Origin of the sequence: Aquamicrobium ahrensii (assembly GCF_040545755.1) — a bacterium.
Taxonomy (GTDB): domain Bacteria; phylum Pseudomonadota; class Alphaproteobacteria; order Rhizobiales; family Rhizobiaceae; genus Mesorhizobium; species Mesorhizobium ahrensii.
The window spans coordinates 202,267-216,966 of sequence record NZ_JBEPMN010000002.1; the positions used below are offsets into that span (position 1 = coordinate 202,267).

Below are 14,700 nucleotides of genomic sequence, written 5' to 3' on the forward strand. Positions count from 1 at the left end.
CTTGCCGCGTTCATGCGGCCGTCACGCGCATCGTGTAGACGAGCCTCGCAAATGGCTGAAACGAGGCGAGCCGATATGCACTGCGATCGCGAAATCGACGCCCTTTTGTCTAATGGGAGCACGGACTCCCTTTTCGATCGGCTGATGGCGCTGCCGCGCTCGGCCGCCAGCGCAACTGGCGGCGAGTGGGACCGGGCTGTCGCCAGCCGGCTTCAGACGCATCTGTCCAGGCAGATGCGCGCCGTTCTGGAGCAAGGCGAGCAACATGGCCGTAACGCGGCCTGATCAAACTTTTCTGAGCGTGGATGGCGACTTGCCGAACCCGTTGGTGAAGGCGCGGGAGAAGGTCGCGGCTGACGAGAAGCCGGTGCGCGCGGCGATGTCGGCCATTGGCAGGCGCGTATCGGCCACCAGCCGGCGCGCCGCATTGAGCCGCAGCCGCAGATAATAGGCTCCCGGCGTCTCGCCGATGGAACGGCGGAATATGTTCTCCAGCGCTCTTGGCGTGAGGCCGACGCGCCGCGCCACATGGGCGATGGTCAGCGGCTGGTCGACATGCGCTTCCATCAGCCGGACCGACTGGGCAAGGCGTGCATCGTAGCCGTCGAGACGGCCGAGCGACACCAGCGGCTGGGCGTCTGTCGCCGCGCGGCTCTGGTCGTAGATGAAGACGCTGGCCACATCGAGCGCCATCGCCATGCCGAGCCGTGTGCGAACTAGGTGCAGCATCAGATCGAATGTCGGTGACGCGCCGCCCGAGGTGAACACCGGTCCGTCGATGACATAGCGGTCGGGCCGCACTTCAGCGCCGGGAAAGGTGGCGGCGAAATCCTCCAGGTCCTCCCAGTGGGTGGTTGCCGCCCGTCCTTCCAGCAGCCCGGCGCGGGCGACAAGCCATGTGCCGGCCTCGATGCCGCCAACGGCGCGGGCCGAACGCGCGGCCTGCCGAAGGCCAGCCAGCAGGGCCGCGGTTTCCTGATGGCGCATGCCGAATCCGCCGATCACGGCGACCACATCGGTCTGCGCGCGGGGGTCGAAACGCCCACTCACCGGTATCGGCAGGTCGCTTGTGGTCATGGCCGGCTCGCCGGTCATCGACACCAGCCTGAAATCGAACAGACGCTCGCCGGCGATGCGGTTGGCCGCACGCAGCGGATCGATGGCGGAGGCGACACACATGATCGAAGCGCCGGAAAACAGCAGGAATGTCAGCCTGAGCGGCGTGTGCTCGGCGCGGAAGATGGTCGCCTTTTCGCTTTTTGCCATTTTGTATTCGTAAAACGCAAAGCAGAAGTCTGCAAGCGTGCAATGATGGCGGACGTCAACAGGAGGAGGACGCCTATGCCGCTCGATATGAATCGCGAGGTGTTCATCACCTGCGCCGTCACCGGATCGGGCGGCACGCAGGACCGCAGCCCGCATGTGCCGCGCTCGCCGCAGCAGATTGCTGAGTCAGCTATCGAGGCCGCGAAAGCGGGCGCGGCGATCGTTCATTGCCATGTTCGCGACCCCGAGACCGGCAAGCCGCGCCGCGACATCCATCTTTATCGCGAGGTGACCGAGCGCATCCGCGACGCCAATGTCGACGTGGTGCTGAACCTCACCGCCGGCATGGGCGGCGACATGGTGTTCGGCTCCACGGAAGCGCCGTTGCCGTTGAAGGAGCAGGGCACCGATATGGCGGGTGCTGCGGAACGCGTGGAGCATGTGCGCCAGTGCCTGCCGGAAATCTGCACGCTCGATTGCGGCACCATGAATTTCGCCGAGGCCGACTATGTGATGACCAATACGCCCGGCATGCTGCGCGCCATGGGCTCCATGATGACCGAAATGGGCGTCAAGCCGGAGGTGGAGGCCTTCGACACCGGCCATCTGTGGTTCGCGAAGGAACTGGTGAAGGAAGGCGTGTTGAAGCCCGATGCGCTGGTGCAACTGTGCATGGGCGTGCCGTGGGGCGCGCCGGACGATCTCAACACCTTCATGGCCATGGTCAACAATGTGCCGAAGGAGTGGACCTTCTCCGCCTTTGCGCTCGGCCGCAGCCAGATGGCCTATGCGGCGGCGGCGGTGCTTGCCGGCGGCAATGTCCGCGTCGGCCTGGAGGACAATCTGTGGCTCGGCAAGGGGCAGCTCGCCACCAACGCACAACTTGTGGAACGCGCTGTGAGCATCGTGGAAAATCTGGGTGCGCGCGTCATCGGGCCGGAAGAGGTGCGCAGGAAGCTCAATCTCACCAAGCGTGCGCCGCTGGCGATCTGAGGGAGGTGCGATCATGACCATTCGCAAGGCGGCCGCCGTCGGCGGCGGGGTGATCGGCGCTGGCTGGGTCGCGCGCCTGCTGCTCAACGGCATCGATGTTTCGATTTTCGATCCCGATCCGGACGCCGCCCGCAAGGTGGACGAGGTGATGCAGGGCGCGCGCCGCGCCTACCGGCAGATGTGCCCCGAAGGCTTGCCACGGGAAGGCACGCTCACTTTCGCAAAGACCATCGCCGAGGCGGTGGCTGATGCCGGTTTCATTCAGGAGAGCGTGCCGGAGCGGCTCGACCTGAAGCACAGGGTGCTGGCCGAAATGGACGCGCACGCGCCGGCGGACGCCGTCATCGGCTCTTCGACCTCAGGCATCAAGCCGAGCGACATGCAGGTGGCGATGAAAAGCCACCCTGAGCGGCTGGTGGTCGGCCATCCGTTCAACCCGGTCTATCTTCTGCCTCTGGTCGAGGTGGTTGGCGGCGAGGCGACCGCGGCGACTACGATCGAAAAGGCGAAGGAAATCTACGCCTCCATCGGCATGAAGCCGGTGGTGGTGCGCAAGGAGATCGAGGCCTTCGTCGGCGACCGGCTACTGGAAGCCATGTGGCGCGAGGCGCTTTGGCTGATCAAGGACGGCATCTGCACGGTCGAGGAACTCGACGACATAATGCGCTATTCCTTCGGTCTGCGCTGGGCGCAGATGGGCATGTTCCAGGTCTATCGCATCGCCGGCGGCGAGGCGGGCATGCGCCATTTCATGGCCCAGTTCGGCCCCTGTCTGGAATGGCCGTGGACGAAGCTGACGGACGTGCCCGAATTCAACGACGAACTGGTGGACCTCATCGCCGGCCAGTCCGACGCGCAGTCCGGCAAATGGTCGATCCGTGAACTGGAGCAGATCCGCGATGACAATCTCGTCGCCATGATGCAGGCGCTCGGCCGTCAGAATGAGGGCAAGGGCTGGGGCGCGGGCGAACTGCTCAACGACTACACCGCCCGGCTGACGAAACTGGCGTCCGGGCAAAAGGCGTAAGGCGATGGATTTCGGCCTGAGCGAGGAACAGCGCGCCATCGTCGAAACCACACGCGCTTTTGTGGAAAACGAGCTTTATCCCCATGAGGCGGAGGTGGAGCGCACCGGGCATCTGCGCCCCGAGGTGATCGCCGGGATCAGGCAGAAGGCCATCGCCGCCGGCCTCTACGCCGCCAACATGCCGGAGGAGGTGGGTGGCGCGGGGCTCGATACCGTCACGTGGCTGCTTTACGAAAAAGAGCTTGGCCGCGCCAATTACGCCCTGCACTGGACCTGTGTGGCGCGCCCGTCAAACATTCTGCTGGCCGGCACGGACGAGCAGAGGGAGAAATATCTCCACCCCTGCATTCGCGGCGAGAAATCCGATTGCCTCGCCATGACCGAACCGGGCGCGGGCTCGGATTTGCGCGGCATGAAGGCGACCGCCGTGCAGGATGGCGACGACTGGGTGCTCAACGGCGCCAAGCATTTCATCAGCCATGCCGATATCGCCGATTTCGCCATCTGCTTCATGGCGTCCGGCGAGGAGGATGGACCGCGCGGCAAGCGCAGGAAGATCACCGCCTTCTTCGTCGACAAGGATACGCCCGGTTTCACGGTGCGCGATGGCTATCGCAACGTCTCGCATCGCGGCTACACCAACTCCATTCTGGAGTTCGACAATTGCCGCCTGCCGAAGGAACAGGTGCTGGGCGAGGTGCACAAGGGCTTCGAGATCGCCAATAGCTGGCTGGGCGCGACCCGCTTGCAGGTGGGCGCAACCTGTCTGGGCCGCGCCGAACGGGCGCTTGGCCATGCCATCGAATACGCCGCGCAGCGCGAACAGTTCGGTCAGCAGATCGGCAAGTTTCAGGGGGTGTCGTTCAAGCTGGCGGACATGGCGACGGAACTGAAGGCCGCCGAGCTGATGATCCTTGAAGCCGGCTGGAAATACGATCAGGGCTCCGTCACCGATCAGGACATGGCCATGGCCAAGCTGAAGGCGACCGAAATGCTGGCCTTCGTCGCTGACGAGGCGATCCAGATTCATGGCGGCATGGGACTGATGGACGACCTGCCGCTGGAGCGCATCTGGCGCGACGCCCGCGTCGAGCGCATCTGGGAAGGAACGTCGGAAATCCAGCGCCACATCATCTCCCGCGCCCTGCTGCGGGCGGTGGGTGGGTGAGGGAGCGTCCGTGAACCGCCTTGAACGCCTGTTGCGGCCAAAATCCATCGCGGTCGTCGGTGGCGGGGCGTTTGCGCCCAATGTGGTCACGCAATCGCTGAAGATGGGTTTTGCCGGCGCGGTCTGGCCGGTTCACCCCAAACGGCCCGAAATCGAGGGCGTCCGGGCCTATGCTTCGCTTGCCGAGCTGCCGGGCGCGCCGGATGCGGCGTTCATCGGCGTCAACCGCTTCGCCACCATCGACATCGTCCGCGAACTGGCGGCGATGGGGGCAGGCGGGGCCATCTGCTTCGCCTCCGGGTTTCTGGAAGCCGGAGAGGATGAGGGCGAAGGCGCGCGCCTGCAACGGGAACTGATTGCGGCGGCGGGCGACATGCCCGTCATCGGCCCGAACTGCTATGGCCTCATCAACTATGCCGACGGGGCGCTGCTGTGGCCGGACCAGCATGGCGGGCGGCGGCTGAAACCCGGCGAACGCGGCGCTGCCATCATCACCCAGTCCTCCAACATCGCCATCAATCTGTCGATGCAGCAGCGCGGCCTGCCGGTCGCCTATCTGATGACGGCGGGCAACCAGGCGCAGACCGGCCTGTCGGAAATGGCGCTGGGCCTCATCGAGGATGAACGTGTTTCCTGCCTTGGCCTGCATATCGAAGGGTTCGACAGCGTTTCCGGGTTCGAAAGGCTGGCGGCGCGCGCCCGCGAACTCGCCAAGCCCATCGTTGCGATGAAGGTCGGCCGCTCCGAGCAGGCCCGCGCGGCCACCGTCTCGCATACGGCGTCGCTCGCCGGTTCCGACGCCGGTTCGGAAGCGTTCCTCAAGCGGCTTGGCGTTGCGCGTGTCAGCTCCATTCCGTCGCTTATCGAGGCGCTCAAGCTTGTGCACGTCCATGGCCCCTTGCCGGGGCGGCGGCTGTCCTCGATGAGCTGTTCGGGCGGCGAAGCCTCGGTGATCGCCGATGCGGCGGTCGGCCGTACGGTCGGCTTTCCCGCGCTTTCCGCCGCGCATCAGGCTGGCGTCAAAGCCGTTCTGGGACCGTTGGTGGCCGCAACCAACCCGCTCGACTACCACACCTTCATCTGGAACGATGGACCGGCGATGACGGCCGCATTCGCTGCCTTCCTCTCCGGCGGGTTCGACCTCAACATGCTGGTGCTCGACTATCCGCGCGCCGACCGCTGTTCCGACGCGGACTGGGCGACCGCCTCCGACGCCTTCGAGGCAGCGTTAAAGGCGAATGACGCGCGTGGGGCCATCGTCGCCACCATGTCGGAAAATCTGCCCGAGAATCATGCCGAACGCCTGATCGAGAAGGGAATCGTGCCCCTTCACGGCGTTTCGGAGGCGCTGGATGCCGCCGAGGCGGCGGCGTTCATCGGCGCGGCGTGGGCGGGGCCGCTGCCGGACCGGGTGGCTGCGGGTGGCCCGGCGGGCGTTCGCGGCGGGCCGGCAATCGTGTTCGATGAGGCGGAGGCGAAGGCGGGCCTTGCCGCCGCCGGGCTTGCCGTTCCACGAGGCGAGCGCGCCGTGAGCGTGGCCGGGGCGGTGGCCGCTGCCGGACGGATGGGGTTTCCCGTGGCCGCCAAGGCCCTGGGCGTCGCTCACAAGAGCGAACTGGGCGCGGTGCGGCTCAACCTGAAATCCGCCGCGGAGGTGCATGACGCGGCACAAGCGCTGCTGCCGCTTGGCGCCGGTCTCTATGTCGAGCGCATGGTGGAGGGCGGCGTGGCGGAGCTGATCGTGGGCTTCACGCGTGATCCTGTATTCGGATTGGTGATGACGCTGGGCAGCGGCGGCGTTCTGGTGGAGTTGCTCAAGGACAGCGAGACGCTGCTTTTGCCGTCATCGCCGGCACAGATCGAAACCGCCCTGCGTAATCTTCGGCTGTTTCCGCTGCTCGATGGCTTTCGGGGACGCAACCGGGCGGATATTACGGCGGCGGTCGATGCGATAGATGCGGTTGCCGGTTTCGTATTCGATCATATCGACGAAATCGAAGAGCTGGACATCAATCCGCTGATCGTATGCGAAGAGGGCAAGGGCGCGTGGATCGCCGATGCGCTGATGGTGATGTGCCCGGCAGGCAAGGCTGCGGCCCTGGTCAAAGAGGAGATTCCATGTCCGATGTTGTGAAAACCCGCCGCGAGGGCGGCATTCTCGAAGTCACGCTCGACCGCCCGAAGGCCAACGCCATCGACCTCGCCACCTCGCGGAGGATGGGCGAGACTTTCAGGGCGTTCCGCGATGATCCCGAACTGCGCGTCGCCATCGTCAGGACGGCGGGGGAAAAATTCTTCTCAGCCGGCTGGGATTTGAAGGCGGCTGCCGGTGGCGATGCGGTGGATGGCGACTACGGCGTGGGCGGCTTTGGCGGGTTGCAGGAATTGCGCGACCTCAACAAGCCGGTGATTGCCTGCGTCAACGGCATGGCGGTGGGTGGCGGCTTCGAACTGGCGCTCTCCTGCGATCTCATTTACGCCTCCGATCATTCCACCTTCGCGTTGCCGGAAATCCGCGCCGGCACGCTGGCTGATGCGGCCACGATCAAGCTGCCGAAGCGCATTCCCTATCATGTCGCGATGGATCTGCTGTTCACCGGACGCTGGATGGATTCAGCGGAGGCGCAGCGCTGGGGGCTCGTCAACGAGGTGTTGCCGGCCGAGCGGCTGGAAGATCGCGTATGGGAAGTCGCCCGGCTTCTGGAAAGCGGCCCGCCGCTGGTCTTTGCGGCGATCAAGGAGACGGTGCGCGTCGCCGAGGGGCTGCCCTTCCAGGAAGCCATGAACAAGGTGACGCGCCGGCAATTGCCGAGCGTCGACATTCTCTACGATTCGGAGGACCACGAAGAAGGCCCGCGCGCTTTTGCGGAGGGGCGCGATCCGGTCTGGACAGGCCGATAAGGGGCCGGAACTCAGTTCCCGGCCGCCTCCATGCGCCTGTTGGAAATCGCCTTTTCGAGCCAGCCGATTTCCATCTCGGGAACGGATGACAGCAAAAGGTCCGTATAGGCGTCGAAAGGCGGAGACAGCACCTCGCTCTTTGGTCCATAGCGCACCAGTTCGCCGCGATACATCACAGCGATGGAGTCTGCGATGGCCCTCACCGTCGCGAGATCATGGGTGATGAACAGGTAGGCGACGTCTTCCTCGGCCTGAAGATCGAGCAGCAGCTTCAGAATACCGTGCGCCACCAGCGGATCGAGCGCCGATGTCACCTCGTCGCAGATGATGAGCTTCGGCTTCGCCGCCAGCGCGCGGGCGATGCAGACGCGCTGCTTCTGGCCGCCGGAAAGCTCTGCCGGATAGCGGTCTGCAAAGCCCTTGCCCATCTCGATCTTGTCGAGCAATTCGGCCACGCGCCGGTTGCGCTCCGCGCCATGCATGCCGAAATAGAACTCCAGCGGTCGCCCGATGATGGTGCCGACCGTCTGGCGTGGGTTCATGGCGACGTCCGCCATCTGGTAGATCATCTGGAGTTGGCGAAGATCTTCCTTGGGCCGGTCCGCCAGCCGTTTGGCGAGCGTACGGCCGTCGAAAGTGGTGGAACCCGTCTCGGGCGGCAGCAGGCCCGTGATGACGCGCGCCAGCGTGGATTTTCCGGAGCCGGATTCGCCCACAACGGCGAGCGTCTGCCCGGGATGGATCTCGACGCTGACGTTCTTGAGAACCTTGACCCGGCCATCGCCATAGGATGCGGTGACGTTGTCGACCGTGAGGATCGGCGTCGGCGTCGGGACATGTTCCTCGTGGTCGATGGCGTGAACGGAAACCAGGGCCTTGGTGTAGTCCTGCCTGGGCTGCTCGATGATCTGGCGCGTGTCGCCCCATTCCACCGTCTTGCCATGGCGCAGCACCATGATGTCGTCGGACACCTGCGCCACGACGGCGAGGTCGTGGGTGATATAGAGCGCAGCCACACCGGTGTCCTGTATCGCCTTCTTGATCGCCGCCAGAACATCGATCTGGGTGGTGACGTCGAGCGCCGTTGTCGGCTCGTCGAAGATGATGAGGTCGGGTTTCGAGCACAGCGCCATCGCCGTCATCACGCGCTGCAACTGCCCGCCGGAGACCTGATGCGGGTAACGGTCGCCGATGTTCTCCGGGTCGGGCAGGCTTAGCTGGCGGAACAGGTCGACGGCTCGTTTCTCGGCCTCTTCGCGGCTCGACACGCCATGTTGGAGCGTGGCCTCGACCACCTGTCGCATCAGCTTGTGAGCCGGATTGAAGGCCGCCGCCGCCGATTGCGCGACGTAGCAGACCTCCTTGCCGCGCAGCTTGCGCAAGCCCCGCTCGTCTTTCAGGATGTCGCGGCCGTTGAGAATGACTTCGCCACCGGTGATCCGCACGCCGCCCCGGCCATAGGCCATCGACGAAAGGCCGATGGTCGATTTGCCGGCGCCCGATTCGCCGATCAGGCCCAGCACCTTGCCGCGCTCCACCGTCAGCGAAACATCATCGACGATCACAACGTTCGTCGGGTCTTCGCCCGGCGGATAGACGGTGGCCTCGATGCGCAGGTTGCGGATATCGAGCAATGCGCCCTTGCCGGTTTCACCCGCTTTCGTGTGTGCCTGTTCAGCCATTGCCGCGACCTCCCTTCAGGTCGGAGGTTCGGTTCAGCACCCAGTCGGCCACCAGGTTCACCGAGATCGCCAGCAGCGCGATGGCGCCGGCCGGGATCAGCGCCGCCGGGATGCCGAACACGATGCCGTCCTTGTTTTCCTTGACCATGCCGCCCCAGTCGGCGTCCGGCGGTTGCACGCCGAGGCCCAGGAAAGAGAGCGCCGACAGGAACAGCACTGCGAAGATGAAGCGCAGGCCAAGCTCCGCCACCAGCGGCGACAGCGCATTGGGCAGAATTTCGCGGAAGATGATCCAGGAACGGCCCTCGCCGCGAAGCTTTGCGGCTTCCACGAAGTCCATGACGTTGATATCGACAGCCACCGCGCGCGCGAGCCGATAGACGCGGGTGGCGTCGAGGATACCCATGACGAGGATGAGCGTGACCAGCGTCGACGGCAGGACCGAGAGCACCACCAGCGCGAAGATCAGGGTCGGGATCGACATCAGAAGGTCGACGAAGCGCGACATGGTCTGGTCGAGCCATCCGCCTATCACCGCTGCGGTGAAACCCAGCACCGAGCCGAGGATGAAGGAGAGCGCGGTGGCCGCCACCGCGATGAACATCGTGATGCGCGCCCCGTAGATCATGCGCGAGAGCAGGTCGCGGCCGAGATTGTCGGTGCCGAGCAGATGCGTGGCCGAGATCGGGCCCCACACGTCGCCCACGATCTCGCCGTTGCCGTAGGGGGCGATCCATGGCGCGAACAGGGCCGCGAACAGGAACAGCGCCGTCAGCAAAAGGCCGATCAGGGCGCTCAGCGGAATGCGTTTGATGTCAAGCACGCGCGGCCCTCACTTCGGATGCCTGAGGCGGGGATTGGCCAGAATGGCCACGATGTCCGCGATCATGTTGAGGCCGATATAGACGGCGGCGAAGATCAGGCCCACGGCCTGCACCACCGGTACGTCGCGCTTGGAGACATGGTCGACCAGATACTGGCCCATGCCCGGATAGACGAAGATCACCTCCACGACGACGACCCCGACGATGAGGTAGGCGAGGTTGAGCATCACCACGTTGACGATAGGCGCCACCGCGTTCGGCATTGCGTGCCTGCGGATGACGTCGAAGGCCGAAAGCCCCTTCAGTTCCGCCGTCTCGATATAGGCGGACTGCATGACGTTGAGGATCGCAGCGCGGGTCATGCGCATCATGTGCGCCAGCACCACCAGCGTGAGCGTGAGCGCGGGCAGGGCGATGGCCTGCAGGCGCGCGCCGAACGACATGGTGTCGAAGACGGTCGAACTGGCCGGGAACCACTGCAACTCGACGGCGAAGAAAAGGATCAGCAGGTAACCGATGAAGAACTCCGGCAAAGAGGTGGAGGCCAGCGCGAAACCCGAGATCGCCTTGTCGATGAAGCCGTTTCGATAGCGAACGGCGAGCAGACCTAGCAGAATGGCGAGCGGAACCGCAATCACCGCCGCGCAGCCGGCGAGAAACAGGGTGTTCAGGAGCCTGCCGCCGAGGGCGTCGGCAATGTCGCGCCGGTTGGAGAGCGCGGTGCCGAAATCGCCGGTGAGAACCCCGCCCAGCCAGCGGAAATAGCGGATATAGGCCGGGTCGTTGAGGCCAAGCTCGCGTCTTAGATTTTCCAGGGCCTGAGGCGTGGCCGCCTGACCTAGGATCGATTGCGCCACGTCACCCGGAAGGATCTGGGTGCCGGCGAAGATCAGCACCGAGACGGCGAGAAGGAGGAGAACGCCCAGCGCGAGACGCTGGGCGATCAGCCGCAAGATAAGCGCACTTCCCATCAGGCGCGTCTCATGCCTGTTTCAGCCAGACGCGCGTGGCTGCCCTTAGATTGGAGGTTTCGTGGTTCGGATCGAGCACCCAGCCCTGCACTTCCTCGCGATGGGCGTCGATGAAGTCGTTGAACATGGGCAGGATGAGGCCGCCGTCGTCACGCACGATCATGGCCGCATCGCGATACATCTCCGTGCGTTTGGCGCTGTCCAGTTCGGCGCGCGCATCGAGGATGATCTTGTCGAATTTCTCGTTGAAGAAGCGTGTGTCGTTCCAGTCGGCGCCGGTGATGTAGGCGGTCGAGTACATGGAATCCTGGGTCGGACGACCGCCCCAGTAGGAGGCGCAGAAAGGCTGCTTGTTCCACACTTCGGTCCAGTAGCCGTCGCCCGGCTCGCGCTGCACCTGGATCTGGATGCCGGCCTTCGCCGCGCTCTGCTGGAAGAGCTGGGCGGCGTCGACCGCGCCGGGGAAGGCGACGTCCGACGTGCGCAGCAGGATCGGCCCGCTATGGCCGGATTTCTCGAAGTGGAACTTGGCCTGGTCGGGATCGTAGGTCCGCTGTTCTATGCCATCGGGATAGAGGGCGTAGCTCTTGGAGATCGGGAAGTCGTTACCGATCGAGGCGTAGCCCTGCATGATCTGCTGCACCATCTGCTCGCGGTCGATGGCGAGCTTGAGCGCCAGGCGCAGGTCCGCATTGTCGAAGGGCGCGGTGTTGCAGAACATCGGGAAGATGTAGTGGCCCTTGGAGGGCACGTTGACAACCACCACGCCGGGCGAGCGCTTGAGCAGGGCGACCGTCTTCGGCTCCACGCGGTTGATGATGTGGACCTGGCCGGATTGCAGCGCCGCCATGCGGGCGGTGGTGTCGTTCATGACGATCACCTCGACGGAGCCGACATGGCCGATATCGTCGTTCCAGTAGCCGTCATACTTCACCGCCATGTGGCGCACGCCGGGCTCGTTCACCTCCACCTTGTAGGGGCCGGTGCCGATACCGGCGGTCGGGTCGTCATAGCCGCCATTGGGCTGGATGATCAGGTGGTAGTCGGTCAGCAGCAGCGGCAGGTCCGCATTGCCGCGCTTGAGCTTGAAGACGACATTCTCGCCATCGACCACAACCTCGTCGATGTCGCCCAGCACGCCGAGCGCGGCCGACTTGGTGTTTTCGTCAGAGTGGCGGCGGATGGTCTGTGCGACGTCTTCGGGCGTGAGGTCCTTGCCGTTGTGGAAGGTGACGCCCTTGCGGATCTTGAACGACCATTCGGAGGCGTCGTCGGAGGCGTCCCAGGATTCCGCCAGCACGGGCTGGGCGCTGCCGTCTTCCGGTGACTGGACCACCAGCAATTCGCCCCAGGTGGAGCCGAAGTTCTGCGGCACCTGGGTCAGGAACTGGGCCGGGTCGAGGCTGTTGGTGGATTCGCCCCCGACAAGGCCCATCTTGAGGGCGCCGCCTTTTTGCGGCGTCTGCGCGCGCGCGGCGCCTGAAAGCATGGTGTTCGCCAGCGCCGCGCTGACGCCGAGCGCCGCGGCGCGGCCGAGGAAATCACGCCGGCTAAGTTTGCCCGTGGCAACGGCACGGCTTAAAAAATCCAGTTCGCCTGACATTTCTAGAGCTCCCTCACTCTGTGGTTCGACCCTGTGGCCGTTTTTATTTTTTCAATTACGATGAATAATGCGGTCTGGGTCAACCCGTAACCGGACTGTATGCGACATACGCTGGCGTAATTTGCATGCCGCAACTGGATTAACCCGGCGTCATGGGGCCGCAATGGGACTGCGCAGAAGATGTCGCAAATGGACAAGAGTCGTTGGCTCAGGCGGGTTTGAGGCCTGAAAATAACGGTTTATTCAAAGAGCCTTCGTGCTTTCGTCCGGAAGGCGACGCTTCGAAATGTCGCAAACAGAAAAGTTGTTAATTCAACGGGATATCGTTTCGATTCTTCCCCGCCTGATAGGTGGCGGACAGCGCCTCATAGCGGGAGGAAATCGCCGAAATGCGCTTTTCCAGCCGTTCCCGCTCTCCCTGCGGCGCTGCGCGCGCCAGTTTGCGAATTGAAAAACTTTTCCAATAGGCGTTCTCGGTATTGTAGCCGCCCGGTTCCAGCGTGAAGACCTCCTTGAGAATTTTCAGGTCATGCGGGATGGCGAAGCTGTCGCGCGAATCCTCGTGGCTGAAGAGGTAGTAGAAGTTGTCGAAGCCGGCCCAGGTGATGGCCGACAGGCACAGCGAACAGGGCTCGTGCGTGGAAAGAAAGATCGCGTCCTGCGTATCGACGCGCTCGGCCTTCGGCATTTCGTAGAAGCGTTTCAGGCAGTGCATCTCTCCGTGCCACAACGGATTTTCGATTTCATTGTTGGTTTCGGCCAGCACCAGCGACCGGTCGGCCTTGCGCAGCAGCGCCGCGCCGAAAAGCTTGTTTCCCTTCGACACCCCTTCTGCCGTCTTCGGAACGATGTCGTTTTCGATGACGTCTAGAAGGCGGTCGATCAGGGAAACGTCGCTCATGCCTGAAATCCCTCCGGCAGCCGAATCTCGTATGGGTGTGAGAAGTGGAACTCCTCAAGGTTGGAGCCGTCGCCCCCGCGATCGACCACTATGAAGCTTTGCGGTTCGCCGACAGGGGTCAGGACGCCGTGCCAGACATTACGATGGTAGTTCACGCCCTGTCCGGGCGCGGTGACGAAGGCTTGCGGCGTGCCGGGGCCGTCCGGCCCGTCCGGGCAGACCACCACCATGAAGGGGCGCGGCGACAGCGGCATGAAGGCCTGGCTGCCGAACGGATGGCGCTCGACCATGGAGAGGCCGAGGGGGAATTCGTAAGGGGTGCCGCAAAAGATCGAGATCAGCACCCGGCCGTTCGGTCCGGCTGCCTCCACCCTGGCGAGATCATGATAGCGTTCGCACTTGCCTCCATTGATCGGATAATGGGTGTCGCAATCGGTGTCGATGACGTCGCCAAAATCCGCGAAGCTGGCGCGCGTCAGCGGTCGGGCGACGATGGCGGCGTTCATCCCTGTCTCCCGAAGCCGCCCAGCGCCGCATGCCGGTTCACGTCTTTGTAGAGGAGATAGCGGAAATCGCCGCCGCCGCCCGCATAGCAGGCCTGCGGACAGAAGGCGCGCAGCCACATGTAGTCGCCGGCTTCCACCTCGACCCAGTCCTGGTTGAGACGGTAGACCGCCTTGCCTTCCAGAACATAGAGCCCGTGCTCCATGACGTGGGTTTCCGGGAAGGGGATGATGCCGCCAGGCTTGAACGTGACGATCGTGACATGCATGTCGTGGCGGATATCCACCGGATCGACGAAGCGGGTGGTTGCCCATTTGCCGTCCGTATCGGGCATGGCGGTCGGTTCGATATCGTTCTCGTTGGTGAAGATCGCATCGGGCGGTTCGATGCCGTCGACGAATTCGTAGGCCTTGCGAATCCAGTGGAAGCGGGCCGTTTGCTGGCCGTCGTTCCGCAGGGTCCAGCCGCTTGCCGGCGGCAGGAAGGCGTAGCCGCCCGGGGTGAGGCGATGGTTTACGCCGTCCATCGTCACGCTGATCTCGCCCTCGACCACGAACAGCACGCCTTCCGCGTCGGCGTCGGGCTCGGGCCGGTCGCTGCCGCCGCCCGGCTGCACTTCCATGATGTATTGCGAGAAGGTCTCGGCGAAACCGGAGAGCGGACGGGCGATCACCCACAGCCGGGTCTTGTCCCAGAACGGGAGGTAGGAGGCGACGATGTCGGTGAACTCCCGGCGCGGGATCACCGCATAGGCGTCGGTGAACACGGCGCGGTCGGTGATCAGGTCGCTCTGGGGCGGCAGGCCGCCCTGCGGTGCATAATAGGTGCGTGCTGGCATGGCGGTCATATCCATTCTGAAG

General features: G+C 64.2%; 14 protein-coding genes. 6 read left to right on the forward strand and 8 right to left on the reverse strand.

Features of this window, described 5'->3' with window-relative positions:
* The first annotated feature begins 51 nt into the window (after positions 1-51).
* Positions 52-285 (forward strand): hypothetical protein, encoded by a 234-nt coding sequence (locus tag ABID44_RS03840; protein WP_354150357.1) that lies wholly within the window; start codon positions 52-54, stop codon positions 283-285.
* Here ABID44_RS03840 and ABID44_RS03845 read toward each other — a convergent pair whose 3' ends face one another.
* Positions 286-1,266 (reverse strand): GlxA family transcriptional regulator, encoded by a 981-nt coding sequence (locus tag ABID44_RS03845; protein WP_354150358.1) that lies wholly within the window; start codon positions 1,264-1,266, stop codon positions 286-288. It lies immediately after the preceding gene.
* 75 nt (positions 1,267-1,341) lie between these two features.
* Here ABID44_RS03845 and bcoG point away from each other — a divergent pair, with 75 nt between their 5' ends.
* From bcoG to ABID44_RS03870, 5 genes are read left to right on the forward strand one after another with little or no spacing between them, the layout of a single operon-like run.
* A complete protein-coding gene (gene bcoG, locus ABID44_RS03850; RefSeq protein ID WP_354150359.1) occupies positions 1,342-2,259 on the forward strand; it encodes a 3-dehydrocarnitine:acetyl-CoA trimethylamine transferase BcoG in 918 nt (305 codons plus the stop codon).
* Between the two features lie 10 nt (positions 2,260-2,269).
* The gene (locus ABID44_RS03855) at positions 2,270-3,286 is read left to right on the forward strand and encodes a carnitine 3-dehydrogenase (protein WP_354150584.1); all 1,017 of its coding nucleotides are present in this window, start codon (positions 2,270-2,272) and stop codon (positions 3,284-3,286) included.
* Positions 3,287-3,290: 4 nt separating this feature from the next.
* A complete protein-coding gene (locus tag ABID44_RS03860) occupies positions 3,291-4,454 on the forward strand; it encodes an acyl-CoA dehydrogenase family protein (protein ID WP_354150360.1) in 1,164 nt (387 codons plus the stop codon).
* 10 nt (positions 4,455-4,464) lie between these two features.
* Entirely contained in the window at positions 4,465-6,588 is a 2,124-nt protein-coding gene (locus ABID44_RS03865) for an acetate--CoA ligase family protein (RefSeq protein WP_354150361.1), read from the forward strand.
* On the forward strand, positions 6,573-7,355 hold the full coding sequence (locus ABID44_RS03870) for a carnitinyl-CoA dehydratase (RefSeq protein WP_354150362.1): 783 nt from the start codon (positions 6,573-6,575) through the stop codon (positions 7,353-7,355). Before ABID44_RS03865 ends, ABID44_RS03870 begins: the two co-directional genes overlap by 16 nt.
* A gap of 11 nt (positions 7,356-7,366) precedes the next feature.
* Here the strand turns inward: ABID44_RS03870 and ABID44_RS03875 are convergent, their stop codons facing one another.
* The 7 genes from ABID44_RS03875 to ABID44_RS03905 form a co-directional block, all read right to left on the reverse strand.
* A complete protein-coding gene (locus tag ABID44_RS03875) occupies positions 7,367-9,037 on the reverse strand; it encodes an ABC transporter ATP-binding protein (RefSeq protein WP_354150363.1) in 1,671 nt (556 codons plus the stop codon).
* Positions 9,030-9,860: an ABC transporter permease gene (locus tag ABID44_RS03880; protein WP_354150364.1), complete on the reverse strand. Its 831-nt coding sequence runs from the start codon at positions 9,858-9,860 to the stop codon at positions 9,030-9,032. The genes ABID44_RS03875 and ABID44_RS03880 overlap by 8 nt, the downstream gene beginning before the upstream one ends.
* A gap of 9 nt (positions 9,861-9,869) precedes the next feature.
* Positions 9,870-10,832, reverse strand: coding sequence for an ABC transporter permease (locus tag ABID44_RS03885; protein ID WP_354150365.1), 963 nt, complete (start codon positions 10,830-10,832; stop codon positions 9,870-9,872).
* 10 nt (positions 10,833-10,842) lie between these two features.
* Complete coding sequence (locus tag ABID44_RS03890) at positions 10,843-12,435, reverse strand: ABC transporter substrate-binding protein (protein ID WP_354150366.1); 1,593 nt, start codon at positions 12,433-12,435, stop codon at positions 10,843-10,845.
* A 307-nt stretch (positions 12,436-12,742) separates the two neighbouring features.
* Positions 12,743-13,336, reverse strand: coding sequence for a nucleoside deaminase (locus tag ABID44_RS03895; protein WP_354150367.1), 594 nt, complete (start codon positions 13,334-13,336; stop codon positions 12,743-12,745).
* The gene (locus ABID44_RS03900) at positions 13,333-13,842 is read right to left on the reverse strand and encodes an ureidoglycolate lyase (protein ID WP_354150368.1); all 510 of its coding nucleotides are present in this window, start codon (positions 13,840-13,842) and stop codon (positions 13,333-13,335) included. The genes ABID44_RS03895 and ABID44_RS03900 overlap by 4 nt, the downstream gene beginning before the upstream one ends.
* Positions 13,839-14,693 carry a bifunctional allantoicase/(S)-ureidoglycine aminohydrolase gene (locus ABID44_RS03905; RefSeq protein WP_354150369.1) on the reverse strand — a complete coding sequence of 285 codons (855 nt, stop codon included), beginning with the start codon at positions 14,691-14,693 and terminating at the stop codon, positions 13,839-13,841. Before ABID44_RS03905 ends, ABID44_RS03900 begins: the two co-directional genes overlap by 4 nt.
* Positions 14,694-14,700: the final 7 nt, after the last annotated feature.

Coding starts and splice junctions, on each gene's coding strand:
- ABID44_RS03840 (WP_354150357.1), top strand. CDS start 52: ATGGCTGAAACGAGGCGAGCCGATATGCACTGCGATCGCGAAATCGAC.
- ABID44_RS03845 (WP_354150358.1), bottom strand. CDS start 1,266: ATGGCAAAAAGCGAAAAGGCGACCATCTTCCGCGCCGAGCACACGCCG.
- bcoG (WP_354150359.1), top strand. CDS start 1,342: ATGCCGCTCGATATGAATCGCGAGGTGTTCATCACCTGCGCCGTCACC.
- ABID44_RS03860 (WP_354150360.1), top strand. CDS start 3,291: ATGGATTTCGGCCTGAGCGAGGAACAGCGCGCCATCGTCGAAACCACA.
- ABID44_RS03870 (WP_354150362.1), top strand. CDS start 6,573: ATGTCCGATGTTGTGAAAACCCGCCGCGAGGGCGGCATTCTCGAAGTC.
- ABID44_RS03875 (WP_354150363.1), bottom strand. CDS start 9,037: ATGGCTGAACAGGCACACACGAAAGCGGGTGAAACCGGCAAGGGCGCA.
- ABID44_RS03885 (WP_354150365.1), bottom strand. CDS start 10,832: ATGGGAAGTGCGCTTATCTTGCGGCTGATCGCCCAGCGTCTCGCGCTG.
- ABID44_RS03890 (WP_354150366.1), bottom strand. CDS start 12,435: ATGTCAGGCGAACTGGATTTTTTAAGCCGTGCCGTTGCCACGGGCAAA.
- ABID44_RS03895 (WP_354150367.1), bottom strand. CDS start 13,336: ATGAGCGACGTTTCCCTGATCGACCGCCTTCTAGACGTCATCGAAAAC.
- ABID44_RS03900 (WP_354150368.1), bottom strand. CDS start 13,842: ATGAACGCCGCCATCGTCGCCCGACCGCTGACGCGCGCCAGCTTCGCG.
- ABID44_RS03905 (WP_354150369.1), bottom strand. CDS start 14,693: ATGGATATGACCGCCATGCCAGCACGCACCTATTATGCACCGCAGGGC.